The sequence below is a fragment of the Caldisericia bacterium genome (assembly GCA_030018355.1).
Classification (GTDB): domain Bacteria; phylum Caldisericota; class Caldisericia; order B22-G15; family B22-G15; genus JAAYUH01.
In genome coordinates, this window is record JASEFN010000001.1 from 280,191 (window position 1) to 296,566 (window position 16,376).

The 16,376-nt window shown below is 30.9% G+C and carries 10 protein-coding genes; all 10 read right to left on the reverse strand.

What is annotated here, in order from left to right:
- Positions 1–2: 2 nt before the first annotated feature.
- The 10 genes from fdrA to QMD25_01385 all read right to left on the reverse strand — a co-directional run bounded on the left by fdrA (position 3) and on the right by QMD25_01385 (position 16,322).
- Complete coding sequence (gene fdrA, locus QMD25_01340; GenBank protein MDI6860646.1) at positions 3–1,556, reverse strand: acyl-CoA synthetase FdrA; 1,554 nt, start codon at positions 1,554–1,556, stop codon at positions 3–5.
- The gene (locus QMD25_01345) at positions 1,534–2,403 is read right to left on the reverse strand and encodes a DUF2877 domain-containing protein (GenBank protein MDI6860647.1); all 870 of its coding nucleotides are present in this window, start codon (positions 2,401–2,403) and stop codon (positions 1,534–1,536) included. The genes fdrA and QMD25_01345 overlap by 23 nt, the downstream gene beginning before the upstream one ends.
- 15 nt (positions 2,404–2,418) lie before the next feature.
- Positions 2,419–2,868, reverse strand: a complete 450-nt coding sequence (locus QMD25_01350; protein ID MDI6860648.1) for a HutP family protein — start codon at positions 2,866–2,868, stop codon at positions 2,419–2,421.
- 54 nt (positions 2,869–2,922) lie between these two features.
- Entirely contained in the window at positions 2,923–3,414 is a 492-nt protein-coding gene (locus QMD25_01355; GenBank protein ID MDI6860649.1) for a hypothetical protein, read from the reverse strand.
- Entirely contained in the window at positions 3,401–3,811 is a 411-nt protein-coding gene (locus QMD25_01360; protein MDI6860650.1) for a hypothetical protein, read from the reverse strand. Before QMD25_01360 ends, QMD25_01355 begins: the two co-directional genes overlap by 14 nt.
- 65 nt (positions 3,812–3,876) lie before the next feature.
- Complete coding sequence (locus QMD25_01365) at positions 3,877–5,424, reverse strand: solute carrier family 23 protein (protein ID MDI6860651.1); 1,548 nt, start codon at positions 5,422–5,424, stop codon at positions 3,877–3,879.
- A 142-nt stretch (positions 5,425–5,566) separates the two neighbouring features.
- On the reverse strand, positions 5,567–6,511 hold the full coding sequence (locus QMD25_01370) for a M23 family metallopeptidase (GenBank protein MDI6860652.1): 945 nt from the start codon (positions 6,509–6,511) through the stop codon (positions 5,567–5,569).
- A 13-nt stretch (positions 6,512–6,524) separates the two neighbouring features.
- A complete protein-coding gene (locus tag QMD25_01375) occupies positions 6,525–7,547 on the reverse strand; it encodes a transporter substrate-binding domain-containing protein (GenBank protein ID MDI6860653.1) in 1,023 nt (340 codons plus the stop codon).
- Positions 7,544–9,628: a hypothetical protein gene (locus QMD25_01380; protein ID MDI6860654.1), complete on the reverse strand. Its 2,085-nt coding sequence runs from the start codon at positions 9,626–9,628 to the stop codon at positions 7,544–7,546. The genes QMD25_01375 and QMD25_01380 overlap by 4 nt, the downstream gene beginning before the upstream one ends.
- Before the next feature lie 73 nt (positions 9,629–9,701).
- Positions 9,702–16,322 carry a stalk domain-containing protein gene (locus QMD25_01385; protein MDI6860655.1) on the reverse strand — a complete coding sequence of 2,207 codons (6,621 nt, stop codon included), beginning with the start codon at positions 16,320–16,322 and terminating at the stop codon, positions 9,702–9,704.
- Positions 16,323–16,376 lie beyond the last annotated feature (54 nt).

Here is a 16,376-nt window from a genome sequence, read left to right on the forward strand (position 1 = left end):
AATTAACCTCCTATTTTCTTTAATACATAACCTGCAAATTTTGTTGCAGATGCATTTGATTCAAATACAATGGCACCTACATCTTTTAATCCTTGAATTAAATCCTTTTTATTTTGTGGATCTTTATCAGTTGCACAAACAGTTATAACAAAAAGTGCATTTGAGTTTTTCATCGCTTCTTTTAATGCGGGAACAAGATCTTCTTTTGGTTTTGGATTTGTACCATAACCAACCACTACATCAAGGTAAAATATCGCGACATCAGGTAGTTTACTTTCTTCAATTAATCTTTTGTTTCTTAAACTAAAATCAATTTGAGGATGTGGTCTACCAACAGTAAATTCATCCTCTCCAAAATCAATGACAGTATGGCCCTCGCTCTTCCAAGAATCTTTTAATTTGTATTTCTCATCAAGAGGAACATTTGAATTGACAAACCCAATAAAATCTTTAAGAATAACCTGAGTCTCGTAGGTGAGGGTACCTCCTTGGAAGAAACCTCTAAAATATTTCTGAGTTGGTTTTAATTTTTTAGATAACTCTTCTGCAAGTTTTTTGATCTCTTCTTCTTTTTCTTGTAATTCTTTTTTAAATTTATCCATTGGTATACCCTTAGATATGCTAACTGCAAGAAGCGCTCCCTCTTCTAATGTTGGGGCAGGAATTGCCCCAATTGATTTAACTAATTCTGGATCTGCACCTAATAAAATTCCAACTATTGGTTTTTTAATTGTTTTTGTTAAACTTCCAATCTTTTCTAAAATTTCTGGATGTGGTGGTTTTGAAATTAAAACAATAACTTTTGTCTCTGGATCATCTTTTAATGCTTCAATACCTTTCATAAATGAGAGTGCACCATACTCTTTTTTAACATCAATTCCTCCAGTTCCAATTCCTTGAGAAATTCCGCCTCCATTATTAGAAATTATTGTGCTAACCTCTTGAAGGCCTGTTCCTGCTGCAGAAACAATCCCAATATCTCCTCTATTTACAACATTTGCAAAACCCAATGGAGCGCCATTTATAATTGCAGTTCCACAATCTGGACCCATAACAAGAAGGTCATGTTCATAACCATATTTTTTTACTTCAATTGCTTTTTCTTTTGGGACATTATCTGAAAATATCATCACATGAAGTCCTCTTTTAAGAGCATCCATAGCTACATCACCTGCATACCTTCCTGCCACTGAGATCAAACATAGATTTGCATCTGGCATAATTTGAAGAGCACCTTCAATACTTTTTGGTAGAAATTCAGTAGTTGCTGAGATTCTCTCCTTACTTTTCTTAAGCATCTCAACAATTTTATTTACACTCTCCTCAGCCACTCTCTCGTCTTCACTTTTCACTGCAATAATTAAATCTGTATCTTTTGCATTTACAAACTCTGGAAGAAGCATTTGAGAGTCTTGAAGTATAGATTTATTTTCTTTTGTTCCCATAACAACAGCTGCTTCAATAACTCCAGGAAGTGATGAGGCATCCTTTGAAACAAGCATAAGAGTTACTGAATCATAATATTCACCACTTTTAATTAAACCTTTTACATACATCTTCTCCTCCTTTTTTAAGCGTTAAAATTAAACCTACACTAAAATCTACTCCAGATGTTTCACCAATCTGGAGTATATCTCTAGTACGCTCTAAAATCTCTCTCTCATCTTCAAAAAAGAGTGAATAAATCAATTTTTTTGTTTTTTCAAAAAACATTCCCCTACTTGCTAAAAAAAGAAAATTATTTGAAATTAAATTTTCTCCTTTGGCGCTCTCATATATTAAATTTTTAAGATAATCCAAATTTTTATTATATAGAATCTCTATTATGTTTACTCCAGTAATGAATCCATAAATAAAATCATCACCGCTTGGTGTCAAACCAACTCCTACACCTTTTATTTCATTTATTCCATCAATTAAATCACCATTAAAAATTTTTTCACTTCCACTTTTAATTTTAAGTATAAATTTATAAAATAAAGAGTTATCATCTGAAAAGTTATTAGTTAATAAAGGAGAAAGTCCTTTTCCATTAGAAATTAATATAAGATAAGTCTCAAACAAATTTAAATTATAATAAAACTTTTTATAATCAAATTTTTCAACTTTGAGTCGCGAATTATAAATTTTATCTTCTTGAAGTGTAAATTCTAAATCACAAATAAAAAGTTTTTTATTTTCTTTTATAATAGATTTACATCTTTTAAATAGAGAGATATCGTTAAAAATTATATTTGTTGGACCATTTCCAATACTCTTGTTTCCAATTGTTAAAATTTTATCATTATTATAAAAATTAATTGAATTCTTAAAAGTAGAATGCAAAAAATATTCTCCATCAAAAATATAATCTCCAAAACCAACAATTATTAATTGTCTCTCTTTTCCTTCAATTACTTTCAAGATAACCTCTTATTATTATTTAATGTGCATTATTCCTAATGCACTTTTTTCATGATTTGTAATAGGATAAAATGCAGAATCACCAAAAATACCAACACAAATCCATTTTCCATCAGAAACAACAGAAACTTTTAATGAAAGAGAGGAATCAAGTGATTCGCTATGAATTATTGCATTTAATGCTTCAAGAGATGCATGAAGTAAAGCATGAACTTCGGGTGTTGTTTTATTTATTACATTACAATTTAGTGCTGCACCTAAAACTGCTGGTGCAAATTTTCTTCTAATTTCTGAAGCAAAACCTGCGACCCTTGTTACTCCTACCTTATAATTTGTAGACTCAAGAATTTTTTTCTTTATTTCATTTTCTTCTTCATCTGATGACATTGAAAGAAGAAGCGCAACCTTACCAATTCTATCTATGTCCATTTTAAACTCAATTTCTTTTCTCTCTTTTTTCTCCATACTATACTCCTTAATAAATTAATTATAATTATTAATCGTTTAAATGTCAACAATTTAATACAAATTTTCTTCACTTAAAATTTCTCTTCTGATGCTAAAAAATTTATCTAAAATAAGGTTTTCTTTTATTCCTTTTACCCAAATTTCTGGATATGGAATGGAAAAAGCTGCTCTATCTATTTCTCCATTTTCATTTTCAAAATAGAAGGCAAGGCATTCTTTTTCAAGAATTTCACCCTTGTGATGATCTGTAATTGCTATTGAAAAAATTTTCCCTTTTGGAATAAAAACTTCTCTTTTATCAAAACTTCCAACATAATAAAGTCCATTTTTAAGTAAAATCATGAAGCCTTCTGAATTTAATATTTTCCCTTTTTCTGACTCTTTCCCAAAATATTTAACACCAAAAGTTTTAAGAAGAATATCTTTTTCATTAAATTTTGAAATAATTTTTCTGTAATCTTTTTGTTTTAACCAGTTGTAAAAAACAAGTCCAAATAAAAAAATACCGGCAATTAAATAATAATAGAAATTAAGATACTTCATCTTTTTCTAATTTAATTTTATCAAGTTTTGATAAAAGATAAATTAATTTTCTATATGCATAATTGTATCTATAACCCTTTTTTATATTTAATGCCTTTAAAATATCTTTTGCAATATTCTCATCACTCCATCCTTTATCTTTAAGTTTCTTTATTTTTTTTATATTTAATCTAATAATTTCTTCAAATCCTTTTGTTTCAATTAACATTGAATAATAAAAACTCATAAAAAGAACTGTTGCACCACTTAACAAAGCAGCAATAATATCAATCCATATATTGTCAGTAAATTTTCTAAAAGGTGATTTATCTGTTCCTGCAGTAAATATTAAAAATACAGTTAGAATTGTGAAAAAAATCATAAAAAAGGTAAAAATTCCTTGACTTCTCTTATCCAAATCTCCCTCCTAAAAATAAAAAGGGCAGGGATACTTACTCCCTGCCCTTATAAAACTTTTATACTTTATTGTTGTGATGCTTCGAATCCAGCAAGTTTTCTTTCTTCACCCTCTTTCATCTTTGCCCATTCAGCTTCTGCTTTCTGCCATGCTTCTTCTGTTGCTTCTCTCTCCCAATATCCAAATCCTCTCTCTTCTCTTGTTGCACCAGGAAGCAGGTTATCAAGTAAAATACCAATTATTGCAGAAACAGCCATTGGTGTTGAAAGAATTGTGAAGACAATTAAACCTAAAACTACTCCAAAAGATGCACCTTGTTCTGCTAATTTCTTTGAAAAACTATCTCTAATTGGAGAGAAGGCTGCTGGGAATGAAAGACCACCAAATAGTGATAATCCTAAAATAAAGAGGTTTCTTGAGTTATTAAGATTAACATATTGAAGGTTATTTAATCCAACTGCTGCAATTAAACCAAATAGTCCAACATACATTGCACCAACAACTGGTTGTGGAAGTGAAGCAAAGACTGCAAATAGTTTACCAATAAGTGGTAATATAAGCATTATTATTGCTCCTGCTCTAATAACTCTACGAGCAGCAACTCTTGTTAATCCTATTGCTCCAATGTTTTCAGAGTAAGATGTAGAACTATTTCCTGACTGAAGTATACCTGCTATTAAGCATCCAACTCCTTCTGCACCAAGACCACGAGAAATCATTCTTTCAGTTGGAGGTGGTGCCTCTGAAATTTTTGCACAAGAGTGATAATCTCCAATTGATTCAACCATTGATGCAAGATATGCAGCAAGCATTCCAAATGAACCTGCAACTAAAATACCTGTATTTGATGGGAAACCCCATCTAAATGGAATATATGGTTTAATTGTGAACCAAGGTGCTTCTGCAATATTTTTGAATGCTTGAGTTAAGTTTGCAGCATTACCTTCTGGAATTAATCCTGTCAATGTTCCAATAACTGCTGCTATCCAACCAGTTGCAATTGCTGATATAACTGGAAAGAGAAGGAAGAATCTACTCTTTCTTGAGAAAACTTGAGAATAAACAATTAACGCAATAAGTGTAATTAATGAAATTGTCCAGTTAGTTGCCATATATGGAGCACCTACTGAGTAAAGAGCAAGTCCTATCATTGTAATTGTTGGACCAATTGAGAGAGGACCAATAAGTCTTTTAACTTTACCCATAATTCCTGAATAACCAAGAATAATTTCAAAGAAAGAAGCAAACATAATTGCGCCAGCAACATGCTGAATACACATTTTCCAGTCTCCACCTTGTGCTTGAACCATTCCAATAATTGCAAATGTTGGACCTAAAAATGAGAATGAACCTCCTTGGACAATTGGTAATTTATTACCAATTAGTTGCTGACACCATGTTGTGATTCCTGAATTTAAAAATACTGCTGCAATAAGAATTGCAAGTTGATCTGGTGGAAATCCCATTGCATTTCCTACAAGAAGAGGAATTGAAATTGTTGCGCCAAACATTGTTAAGAAATGCTGGAAACCCAAGAAAAATGCAAGACCCCATCTTGGCTTACTGCCAATTGGGTAAATAACCCAACCTACTTGTTGTGTACCATTTGACATAGCAATACCCTCCTTTTAAAAGTTTTTAAAATTTTTAAAGTTTAAAATAATAATTTTTATTACTTTTTCACCTCCTTTTAGAAAAATTAATTAATAAAAATATATAATTTTATATAAAACAAAATTTCTCGATTGTCAATCTTTATCTATTTTCAAGTCCAGGAAGATAAGATGTTGGATCTACTGGAACACCGTTTATTCTTACTTCATAATGTAAATGTGGATCTGTAGCAATTCCTGTCATTCCAACAAGAGCAATAACTTGACCTTTTTTAACTTCATCACCTACATTTACCAAAACTTTTGAACAATGAGCATAAACAGTTACTATTCCATCTCTATGATAAATTTCAACTTCTAATCCATAACCACCATTCCATCCAACTTTTGTAACAACCCCTGATGCTGCAGCAGCAATTTGAGTTCCCTCAACTGCATCAATATCTATTCCTTTATGAAAATCTGGCTTCTTTGTAATTGGATGTATTCTCCAACCATAATATGACATAATTGGACCTACAACAGGCCAAATGTTTGGTGTATGCTCTAAAATAGAATTGTATTCTTTTGTTGACTCTCTTAGAACAAGGAGAGTTAATTCTACACTTTTAGATTTACTCTCAAATGCTTTTATTTTTTTATCATTTTCATCCACTTTTGCAGCTAAAGATTCTAATGTATATGTGTATTCTTTTTTCTTTTCTTCAATTAATTTGTTTATGTTAACAGGAGCACCTGGTATCATTGCAAGTTTTCTTATCTCAGTATCAAGAGATGAAAGATAAGCAATATATTCAAAATAGGCATCTATTTTTGCTGATTGTTCATTTACTTTTTTCTCTAAAATTTCAATCTGTTTATCCTTAACTTCAGAAAGATTATATAGATTTTTTGAAGCAAGAATATTAAAACTCTCTCTTAATTTAGTGTAATCGATTATAAAATAAGTTAAAGTAATTGAAAATGATACGATAAAAAATATAAAAAGGAAATATAAAATTCTATTTAATTTTATTATTTTAACTTTACCTCTTCCATGAGGAACAATTATAATTGATATATCTTTATCCTTCCTCTTATCAACCATTTTTTTTATTTTACTAACTCACTTTAAATTTGTCAAGAGGATAAAACCATCTATTATAAATCTTATAGAATTCTTGAGTTTCAATTAAATTTGAAATAATTTCATCAATTTTTTTTAATATTTCTTCATCTTCTTTTCTTAAGATAATAGAATAGCCTTTCATATCATATACAAAATCAACTATTTTTATTTTTTTATATCTTTTAGCATAATAGGAAGCAGTTGAAAATTTTGTAATAATTGCATCAGCAACAACTCTCTCTAAATCTTCAAGACAATACTCTAAACATGTTTCAACTTCAATTTTTTTTATATTTGGAGAAAAATTTTTAACTACATCTATTAAATTTTTTTCTGTTAAATAAACCCTTTTTCCGTTTAGTGTTGAAAGGTCTTTTATTTTTTCTTCATTATCCCTAACTATAATCACATATCCATCAATAAAATATGGTCTAGAAAATATCAATTTTTCTTTTAATTCAAAATTTATGTCTTTCTCTGATATTCCAGATATCACTAAATCAATATCTCTATTAATTAAACTTTCTAAGAGTTTGTCTTTATCAATTCTCAAAATTGTAGGAGATAATGCAAGCATTTCTGAAATTTTTCTTATTAAATCAACCTCAAAACCAAGTTTTTTACCACCCTCACTATAAGAAAGAGGTTTGTCATTCAATGAGGTACCTATTAAAATTGTTCCTTTTTTTGTTATCTTCTCGAATGTATTGTATGTTAACACAACCTCTATTTCTTCTTCAGAATCAATTAAATCAACCTTTTTCTCTTCATCCACAAATCCTTCTTTATGAAATAAAAGTGTGTATGTTCTTTTTTCAAAAGGATAACTTATATAAAATGTTCCATCTTCATGAGTTTTGAAACTTAATCCATTCTCTAAGATTAAGATTTCAACATCAGAAATAGGTGAACCATTTTCATCTAATACCCTTCCCTTTAAAACACTATCTTTGGGCTTCTTTTCACATGAAATAAAAAGAAGAAATAAAATTAATAAAATTACCAGTTTTTTCATTGAATACTATATGGATTTGAAATAGTTGGATTTGGTGTTTTATTTGTTGTTACTATTAAAGTATAATTTCCAGGAGATGAAGGATTTCTTATATTCGCAAAATACGATATAGCAATATCTACTCGTCCATTTGGTGGAACATTTGTTGGAAGATACAAAAGAATAGATCTAGATGATAGATAAATTATTGGGTATGAGTTTAATTGAATTCCATTTATTGTGATATATTGAGGTGAAATAAAAGAAGGAAGATATGTATCATTTGGAAATGTTAATAAAATATAATCTCCTAAATTTAGTGAATATGAAGAAATATTAAATGAAATAATATATGAGGCTATATAACCTGCAATAGGGGGATAAACAGATACATTCACACCATAAATTGGAGGAGTTAATGGAACATAAGAATTTATATATGCATATCCAGTTAAACCTAAAGAGATAACTTCACACTTAAGAGTTACAGATGTGCCACCTGTTAATGTAAAATAAATTGTTGACGAATCTGATGATGGTGTTATAAATCCACTTCCTGAGATAATTGTCCAATTGTATGTTAAACCATATATAGGATTTCCAAAATTGTTATATGCTTGAGCAGTAAAAATTTTTGTTTCACCAACTGACATTGTAGTAGTTTGAGGAGTAATTACTATTGTATTTATATATGGATAATAAGGTGGATATGGTTGTTGAATTGTTGATATTGTTGCATAACCATAAATTATTTTAGGAGGAGATCCATAACTTGTAGAACATGAAACTATTGCAGTTCCAGAAAATGAGGAATTTAAATAAAATGTTGCAAGAGATGTATCAGAAGAAGAGATAGTTAAATTACCTGCAACAGATGGGTTTAAACTCCAACTAAATGTAACTCCTGATAAAACATTACCACTTGAATCATAGGCAACTGCTTTAAAAGTTTGAATTGGATTTGAATAAGAAAGATATACATTGGATGGTGTAATGATAATTTTATCAATAAAATTTGGCTGTATAGAATTTATATAAGCAAAATTATAAACATTTGTTCCTAAAACCTCACATTTTATAGTTACAACACCATAATAAGATCCTAAAGTGAAACTTAAATTTTTTGTATCAGGGGAAACAGTAAAGGTGCCAGAAGATATTGGAAAAACTGTCCATATATATGTTAAATTTGGTATAGGATTTCCAAGAGAATCAAATGCTTGTGCTGAGAAAATTTGAGTTGCTCCTTGTGATAAATTTACATTATTTGGTGTAATAATTAAATTACTTATATAATATGGATAGTATGGATAAGGATAAGTGTAATATGAATTTACATATGCTAAGCCAAAAATATTTGTTCCTAAAACCTCACATTTTATAGTTACAGAACCAAAAGAAGTTAAAGTAAAATATCCATTCTGATTTATAATTCCGTTTCCAGTCCCGGGAAGTACGCTCCAATAAAAGTTAACATTTGTTAAAATGTTTCCATAAATATCATAAGCTCTTGCAATAAAAAGTTGAGATGAACCAACATTTAAATTAACTAAATTTGGAATTATTTCAACTTTTGAAATAGTAGATTGAGGTGGTTGAGTAGCAGAAACAATTAAAATTGATTGAGAATAAGTTGGTCCATCAAGAATAATTCCTGTTGAAGTGGTTGTCCAAACCCTACCCATATATGTTCCTGAGGGTGTTGAAGGATTCCTTACACCACCAATTCTCACTTTAAAACTACCAAGTGATGTCTGATTAGAAGTTATTGGTATAATAATTTGTGATCCACCTATGATGACTCCACTACCTGTTGCAGAAATTCCACTTGCAGTTATTGGAATCAAAGAAACAAAATTACTATATGTTAAATCAAAACCAGAAGGAAATTCAATGTAAATTCTATCACCAGATATTAATAAGTTTCCTCCTGTATTATCAATCAAAATCTCCCAATTTGCGTTATTGTTATTTATTAAATTATCAACTTGAGGATTAACGGGTATAAATTTAACCTCTCTTAAGTTATTGGCAGAAACTGTAAGAATATTAATTGAGAATAGCAAGATAAAAATAATTGAGAAAATTAAAAATTTTTTCATTATCTCCTCCTTTAGGTCAATTATAACATAAAAGGGGGAGAGACCTCCCCCTTTTAATTTTTACTCTCCAAAACTAAAGAGTTATAGTTATCTTTCTTTCAGTTGCGTCCCATTTAACATCTGCACCAAATGCTTCAGAAATGAATCTAATTGGAACAAAAGTTCTACCTTCTCTTATAATTGGAGCAACATCAAGTTTTACATCCTTTCCATCAACTTTTGCTATGTAAACTCCAATTGTAAGTTTTATAGTTTTACTACCCCATGTAATTGTTACTGTTTTTGTTGTCCCATCCCATTCAACTTTTGCACCAAATGCTTCAGATATAAATCTTAAAGGAACCATTGTTCTACCTGGTGGCAAAATAAATGGAGTTACTGCTTTATTATCAGGGTCAACATACGTCTGTTCATTATCAATTTGTGCTTCAGGTTTTCCAACCCAAAGGAGTATTGTTTGCTTGTGTATGAAATTAAGAGTACCTTTTCCAATATTACCTGCTTGATCTGTAACCTCAACTGTAACTCCAATAAAACCTGGTGGAAGATTTTTAATTTCAATTTCAAATGCACCTTTTGAATCAGAAATTAACTCCTCTTCTTTAAATGTTCCAATTACTCCACTGACTTTAACTTTCATTTTAGAATTTGGTTCTGTTTCTCCAGTCACCTTTATACTTCTTGTAGTTATAATTTGACCTGATGTAGGAGATGTAAATTTGACTTGAGGTGGTGTTTTATCAAGATAAATTTTAAATGTAATCTCTTGAGTGTTACCTGCAAGATCTCTACCTTTTATAACAAGAATATTTTCACCCTCTTTTACTGTTATTGTTATTGAGTATCTAAATCCGGTTTGCTTAACCATTTTATTATTGTTTAATGTAATATCTAAAAGTTCTTCTTTTGATTCAACAACAACAGTAACTTGTTCTATTTTTACAAAACCACCTTCCTTTGGTTCAATAAGAGAAAGTACCGGAGGTGTTGTATCAACTTTTATTTCAATTGTTCTTTCGTCTTCTTTATTTCCAAATTTATCTTCAGCATAAAAGTAAAGTTTATTAATTCCCTCTGGTGCTGTTAATGGCCCTGTGTAAAGTTTATATTGTTCGTTTCCCCATTTATAGTATATTTTTGGAGTTGGATCATAGTTTGACACAGCACTTAAAGTTATTACAGGTTTTGTTATGTAAAATCCTGATAAGCCATTTGGATTTGCTGGATCAATTTTGTATGAGGATGAGGGTGGTTGATAAATTGTAAATGGATCTGATTCAACAGGAGTTTGTTCTGCTGTTGTTGAAAGTTTTATTTTATATGTTGAAGATGGAGAACTTGGATTTTTAATTCCTGCATCCTCGGTTATAACAATATTCACTGTAGAATTTGGAAGAATTTCTTTTGGAGTTGTAATTTCAATTTTAAGTGAAAGTATTTTTTGTGTTATTGCTGTAAGTCCATCAATAGTAACAGAACCAGAAGGAATTGTTCCAGGAATAGTTGTTCCAGATGGAAATTCAATCCAAATTTTTCCACCTATTCCTAAACCACCTAGGGTTCCAGTTTTAAATGAAATTTCCCATCTTGAAATTTTATTAACAGTTGGAGGTGAAACTACACATTTAACATCTTTAATTTGAGATTCAGTTAAAATATCAAATAAAGGAGAGTCAACAGGATTACTATCTTGAGATGTATAAACTGTTAATTTATATTTACCTGCTTTACTTGGATTTTTAATTTTTGCATCTTTACTTATAACTATTTCAACAGTGCCAGCCTTTGCAAAATCTCTTGGAGTTATCATAGTAATTGTCCTTGTGCCAGAATCAATTGTAGGTGCTTCAGATAAGGGTGTTCCACCAACTGTTATTAAATTTGGAGAAATGTTGGGTGGAACATCAAAGCCGGATGGGAAAATAATTGTTATTGTATGAACATCCTTAACAAGAGCGTTTGCTATTTTAAATCCAACTGTTATATCTCCATATGAATTTGCCCCTGGTGGATTAATTGATACAGTTACATTTACAACACTTGTTTTTGATGTAATTGAGTATGCAGTAGACAATTTATGAGTTGGATCTTTATCTGTCCATAATTCAACTTGATAATTTGTACTAGTTGATGATGGGTTTTTAATTTTTGCCTTATGTGTAAACTTAATTGTAACATCTGAATTTGCACCAATATCAACAGGAGTTATAAGTGTTACTTCTCTTTTTGGAACATCAATTGATGGTGGAGAATTTAATGAAACTGTATTAATTAAAATATTCTGAGCATCTATTACTCCTGGAACTTCTGTTCCACTTGGGAATTTAATATAAATTTTATCTACATTTGATAATAATTGACCAACAGTTGATGTTTTAAATGTAATTGTGTATTCTGAATAAGCAGATGCAGATGTTGGATCAAGAGAAACTTTAACATCTGAAACACTTGTTAAGGTTATTGTAACTTTTGGCATTGTTGCGATTGGAGTTAAAGTACCACCTGGACCTCTTGTTTTTACATCAAATGTATAATCGCCAGTAGAAGATGGACAAGTTACTTTCTTATAATTTATTGTTATTGTTCTATCTTTGGGCATAACATTTATTGGAATATTTATTGTGTATCCCGAAATTGTCCAATCTCCAATTGTAACTCCTGTCCCTGGTGTTATAGAAATATATCCCTCACCTGCAGGTGATGTTTTTTGTGGTTGAGAAAAAGCGTTAGGGACTATTATCTGTATTTCTCCTCCATCCATTGTTGCTTTTGATGTGAAGGTTAGAGTAAAATCTTTATTTGTCTCTCTTACAAATGCAGAATCTGGAGAAATTTTACACTCACCACTTCCATCAACAGATACTCTTATTGTTTGATTACCATCTCTTAAACCTGTCGCTTTTGCAGTGAGGGTATGAACGCCTGGAGTAGTATCTTTATAATAAAATGTTACTTGATTTTGGCCAGATTGAATTGTTACTGTAAATGTATTAGATGTACTCCATGTGTTTTTATCAGAAGAAAACCTTCCAGTTGTTGAACTTGAAGAGAGATTAACACTAACATTCGTTGTTGCATTAACTGGATTTCCATCTTGATCTTGAATCTGCACCTTTATATCACCTGATGCTGTATCTATAGGAATAACCTGTTCTCCTGAAATAAATACAAGTTTATTTCCTTCCTTAACTTCAAAAGTGTTACTTGTTCCTGAAATTGTTGTTCCATAAATTGTTGCCTGAACTGTAAGTGTTACTCCAGTTGCTCTTTGTGAAATTTTAATGTTTTCTGTGGCTATTCCATTTGTCATTGTTAAACTTGTTTTATCTATTTTATCATTTCCAATTGAACAAGAAAGCGACAAAGTCCCGCTCCATGTTGCTTGTGTTCCAGAAGGTGTCTTTGCTTTAACTGTTATTGAAAATGGCACATCAACATATTGAGGAGAAGAAATATTAGGTTCAAATATAAGTTGAGAGAAGGGAAGTATTGTAAATGGATCTGAAAAACCAGTTTTACTTCCATAAGTTGCTTGAATTCTTATATTTTGACCTTCTGCATTTATCTTTACATTTCCACTCCACATCCCACCAACAAAATTAACAGATGTTGGTGTTATGGTTCCTGCGGTTGATGAAAGATTTACTGTTCCATTAAATCCTGTAACTATATCTCCATTAACATCAATTGCTTGTATGGAAATATAAATATTTTCATTTTTATATTGTGGTGATGCTATTGTTGAAAATTTAAAACTTTCAACTCCACCTGTTACTTGAAATGAATTTGAAGTACCCATTGCAGAAGTAGATGGATCATAACATGTTATAACAACAGATGGATTTGGTGTTGTTAAGGTTACATTTCCTGTCCAAACACCATTTGTGAAGGTAATATTTGTTGGTGATATAGTACCAGGCCCAGTCGATGCTGAAAGTATTGCATTTCCATTATAATTTATAACTGGTGAATTATAATAATCAACTGCTCTTATTGTTATTTGAAATGGAGTTCCAGCAATTTTTGGCGAAGTTATTGTATCAAAAATAAACTTAGTTGGTGCATTATCAGCAACTGAAAACCAATTTGATAAACCATATTGTGGATTTCCTCCAGTCCTTTGACCTCTAATTCTAACTTGAGGGTTTGGAGTATTTATTGCAACATTTCCTTGCCAAACACCGTTTACAAGTTGAATTGGGTTTCCTCCAGACACAGTTAAGGTTATTGGGGTTCCATCGTTAGCTTCTGCAGAAAGTTGTACCCATTCATTATTATTAATTAGAGTATTACCCACCATATCTTTTGCATATACTTTTATAGAAAATTGTAAATTTTTTACTTGAGGACCTATTGTATCAAATTCATAATGATCAATTGATCCAAAAACAGGAAATGAATTTGATGTACCTGTTTTATTTAGAGTTGTATCAGTTGCAGTAATTGTTACAGATGTTCCTGGATAGGTTATAGTAATAGAGGGTGCTACCATACCATCGGTTGGGGTTGCATCATTAAAACTTACAGTTGTGGGAGTAATTTTATCAATTCCTAATGAACATGTAAGATTAACTGTTCCTGTATACGGTGTTGCACCTGCAGTATTATCAATTAAATTTCCCCATTGATCTTCTGCATAAATTGTTACTGAAAAAGGCACATTTTGTTCTACATAAGGTGAAATTGTACTAAATCTAAAATGGTGTAAATCTCCATGCCAAATATCTATTGCAGAAGAGTATCCAATTTGTGTTCCATCATGATTTTGTGCTTTAATATAAGCATCATCATAAGATTTATAAATTGTAACCTGAACTGTTTTTGATGTTTCATTATTAAAAGTAACTGAAGTGGGAGACATCAAAGGAGATGGAGGAGGTGAGATTGGAATACCTCCTGAATCAACTAATGACAAATCAACAGTACCCGAAAATTTAGTTGGATTTTGATATTGATCATAACAACCTATAATTAGAGGAAAAGATTGCCCTGCAATTTTTGTTCCAACAACAGGGAATTGCATCGCAAAGTAATTTAATGAACCACCATTAACTATTAAATTTGATGAATCACCAGAATAGGTTAAATCTGTTACATGAATTATTGTAGTTTCTGCTTTATATAATGTCACATTAATCGCTCCAGACACACCATTTGTAAAATTTATAGTAGGTTGATACGGTGATGAATTATCTCCATGAAAATTTGGTGTTGTTCCATCTGGTGCGGGGTTAGGTCCACTAAATGTTAGAGTTATGGCACCATTCCAAGAAGGTACAACATTAAAATATGCATCGCAATATCTAACCCTAATTTGAAATTGAACTCCTGCGGTTTGTGAAGTTGGTGTTCCTGTATTGCCCTTTCCATTTTCAAAAGTCTCACCAGGTAAAGTTATAACTAACTGAGTTGTTGTACTTGGATTAACAGTTATATTTTGTGTTGCAGAAGTTAAACCAGTTGCAGATGCTGTAATTGTCCAAACACCTGCTGTTTCATCATAATAATAAAAGTTTACTGTACTACTACCATCTGGAATTGTAACTTGAGTTACTGTAGGTCCACCACTTGTTAAACTAAATTTTCCTTTACCATATGGTGAGTTTGTGGATAAATTAACTGTTAAATTTCCACTTGTTACAGGATTACCTGATGAATCTTGCCTTTGAACAGTTAAAGGACCAGCCCAATTTCCAGCAGTTAAACTCCAAGGGGGTGGGGGAGAAGTAAAAACTAATTTTGTTGCTGGAGGTGGTGCAATTACATTAACAGTTGGTTGAACTGAAATATTTGTTAAAGTTTGACCAGATTCAACTCTTGATTTAGTAGTAAATGTTTTAGCCCCAGTCGTTGATGGCGCAGTAACATTTTCGTATTTTATCTTAATCCAACCACCTGTTGTTATAGAAAGAAACCTTACTCTAATATCCATTCCAGAAATAAATACATTTCCTGGTGAAATTAATAAATCATCAATCCATATTGTTCCTAAAGATGTTCCGAAATAATCTGAATTATAAATAAATCCATATGTTTTAACGTTCGCAATACCTACAATTGGAATTTTTACATAAGTCCATGTATTTGCGGAGATTGATCCAATTGAATAAGTTGTTGCTCCTGATAAATCATTTGAAGTTGCAAAAGCGAACTGAAGTGCTCCAGACGGTACATAGGTGGATGATCTTATCCAGAATCCAACAGCAGTATAAGGACTCCAGTTTTCTGTAGACAGAAGTTGATAATAAACTCTTTCATTTGTTGCATTGGCATTAGCAGCAACACTAATTTTTAAAGAAGATCCCTCTTTTTTAGTTGTAGAGTCAGTAGAAATTGTTAAATCTGGATCAGATGAAAACCAACTTGATGATGAATCCATATTATTGATTAATCTCGCAACATAAACATCTGAAGATTTGGAATCAATAGTAACATACCCTGATCCAGCAGGATTAGTTGTTTGTGGTAAACTAAAACCAGTTGGAACTGTTATAGAAATTTCACCACTTTCCATGGGTTCTGCTGCTGTAAATGTAAAATAAAGTGTATTTCCTGTTGAATTTTGTATAACTTGAGTTGGATCAACAATACAAGTTCCTGAACCTGCAGCACTCAAAGAGAGTTTCAATGGATAAGAAAATATCAATACAAATAGTAGAGGTAGAATAAAACATAATTTAATTTTTTTGTTCATAAAATATCCTCCTTTTATCAATTTTATAAATTAATTCTTTATATAAAAATCCAA

Bases quoted from the DNA above. Each gene is read 5' to 3' on its own strand.
- fdrA (MDI6860646.1), bottom strand. From the start codon at position 1,556: ATGTATGTAAAAGGTTTAATTAAAAGTGGTGAATATTATGATTCAGTA.
- QMD25_01350 (MDI6860648.1), bottom strand. From the start codon at position 2,868: ATGGAGAAAAAAGAGAGAAAAGAAATTGAGTTTAAAATGGACATAGAT.
- QMD25_01355 (MDI6860649.1), bottom strand. From the start codon at position 3,414: ATGAAGTATCTTAATTTCTATTATTATTTAATTGCCGGTATTTTTTTA.
- QMD25_01365 (MDI6860651.1), bottom strand. From the start codon at position 5,424: ATGTCAAATGGTACACAACAAGTAGGTTGGGTTATTTACCCAATTGGC.
- QMD25_01370 (MDI6860652.1), bottom strand. From the start codon at position 6,511: ATGGTTGATAAGAGGAAGGATAAAGATATATCAATTATAATTGTTCCT.
- QMD25_01375 (MDI6860653.1), bottom strand. From the start codon at position 7,547: ATGAAAAAACTGGTAATTTTATTAATTTTATTTCTTCTTTTTATTTCA.
- QMD25_01380 (MDI6860654.1), bottom strand. From the start codon at position 9,628: ATGAAAAAATTTTTAATTTTCTCAATTATTTTTATCTTGCTATTCTCA.
- QMD25_01385 (MDI6860655.1), bottom strand. From the start codon at position 16,322: ATGAACAAAAAAATTAAATTATGTTTTATTCTACCTCTACTATTTGTA.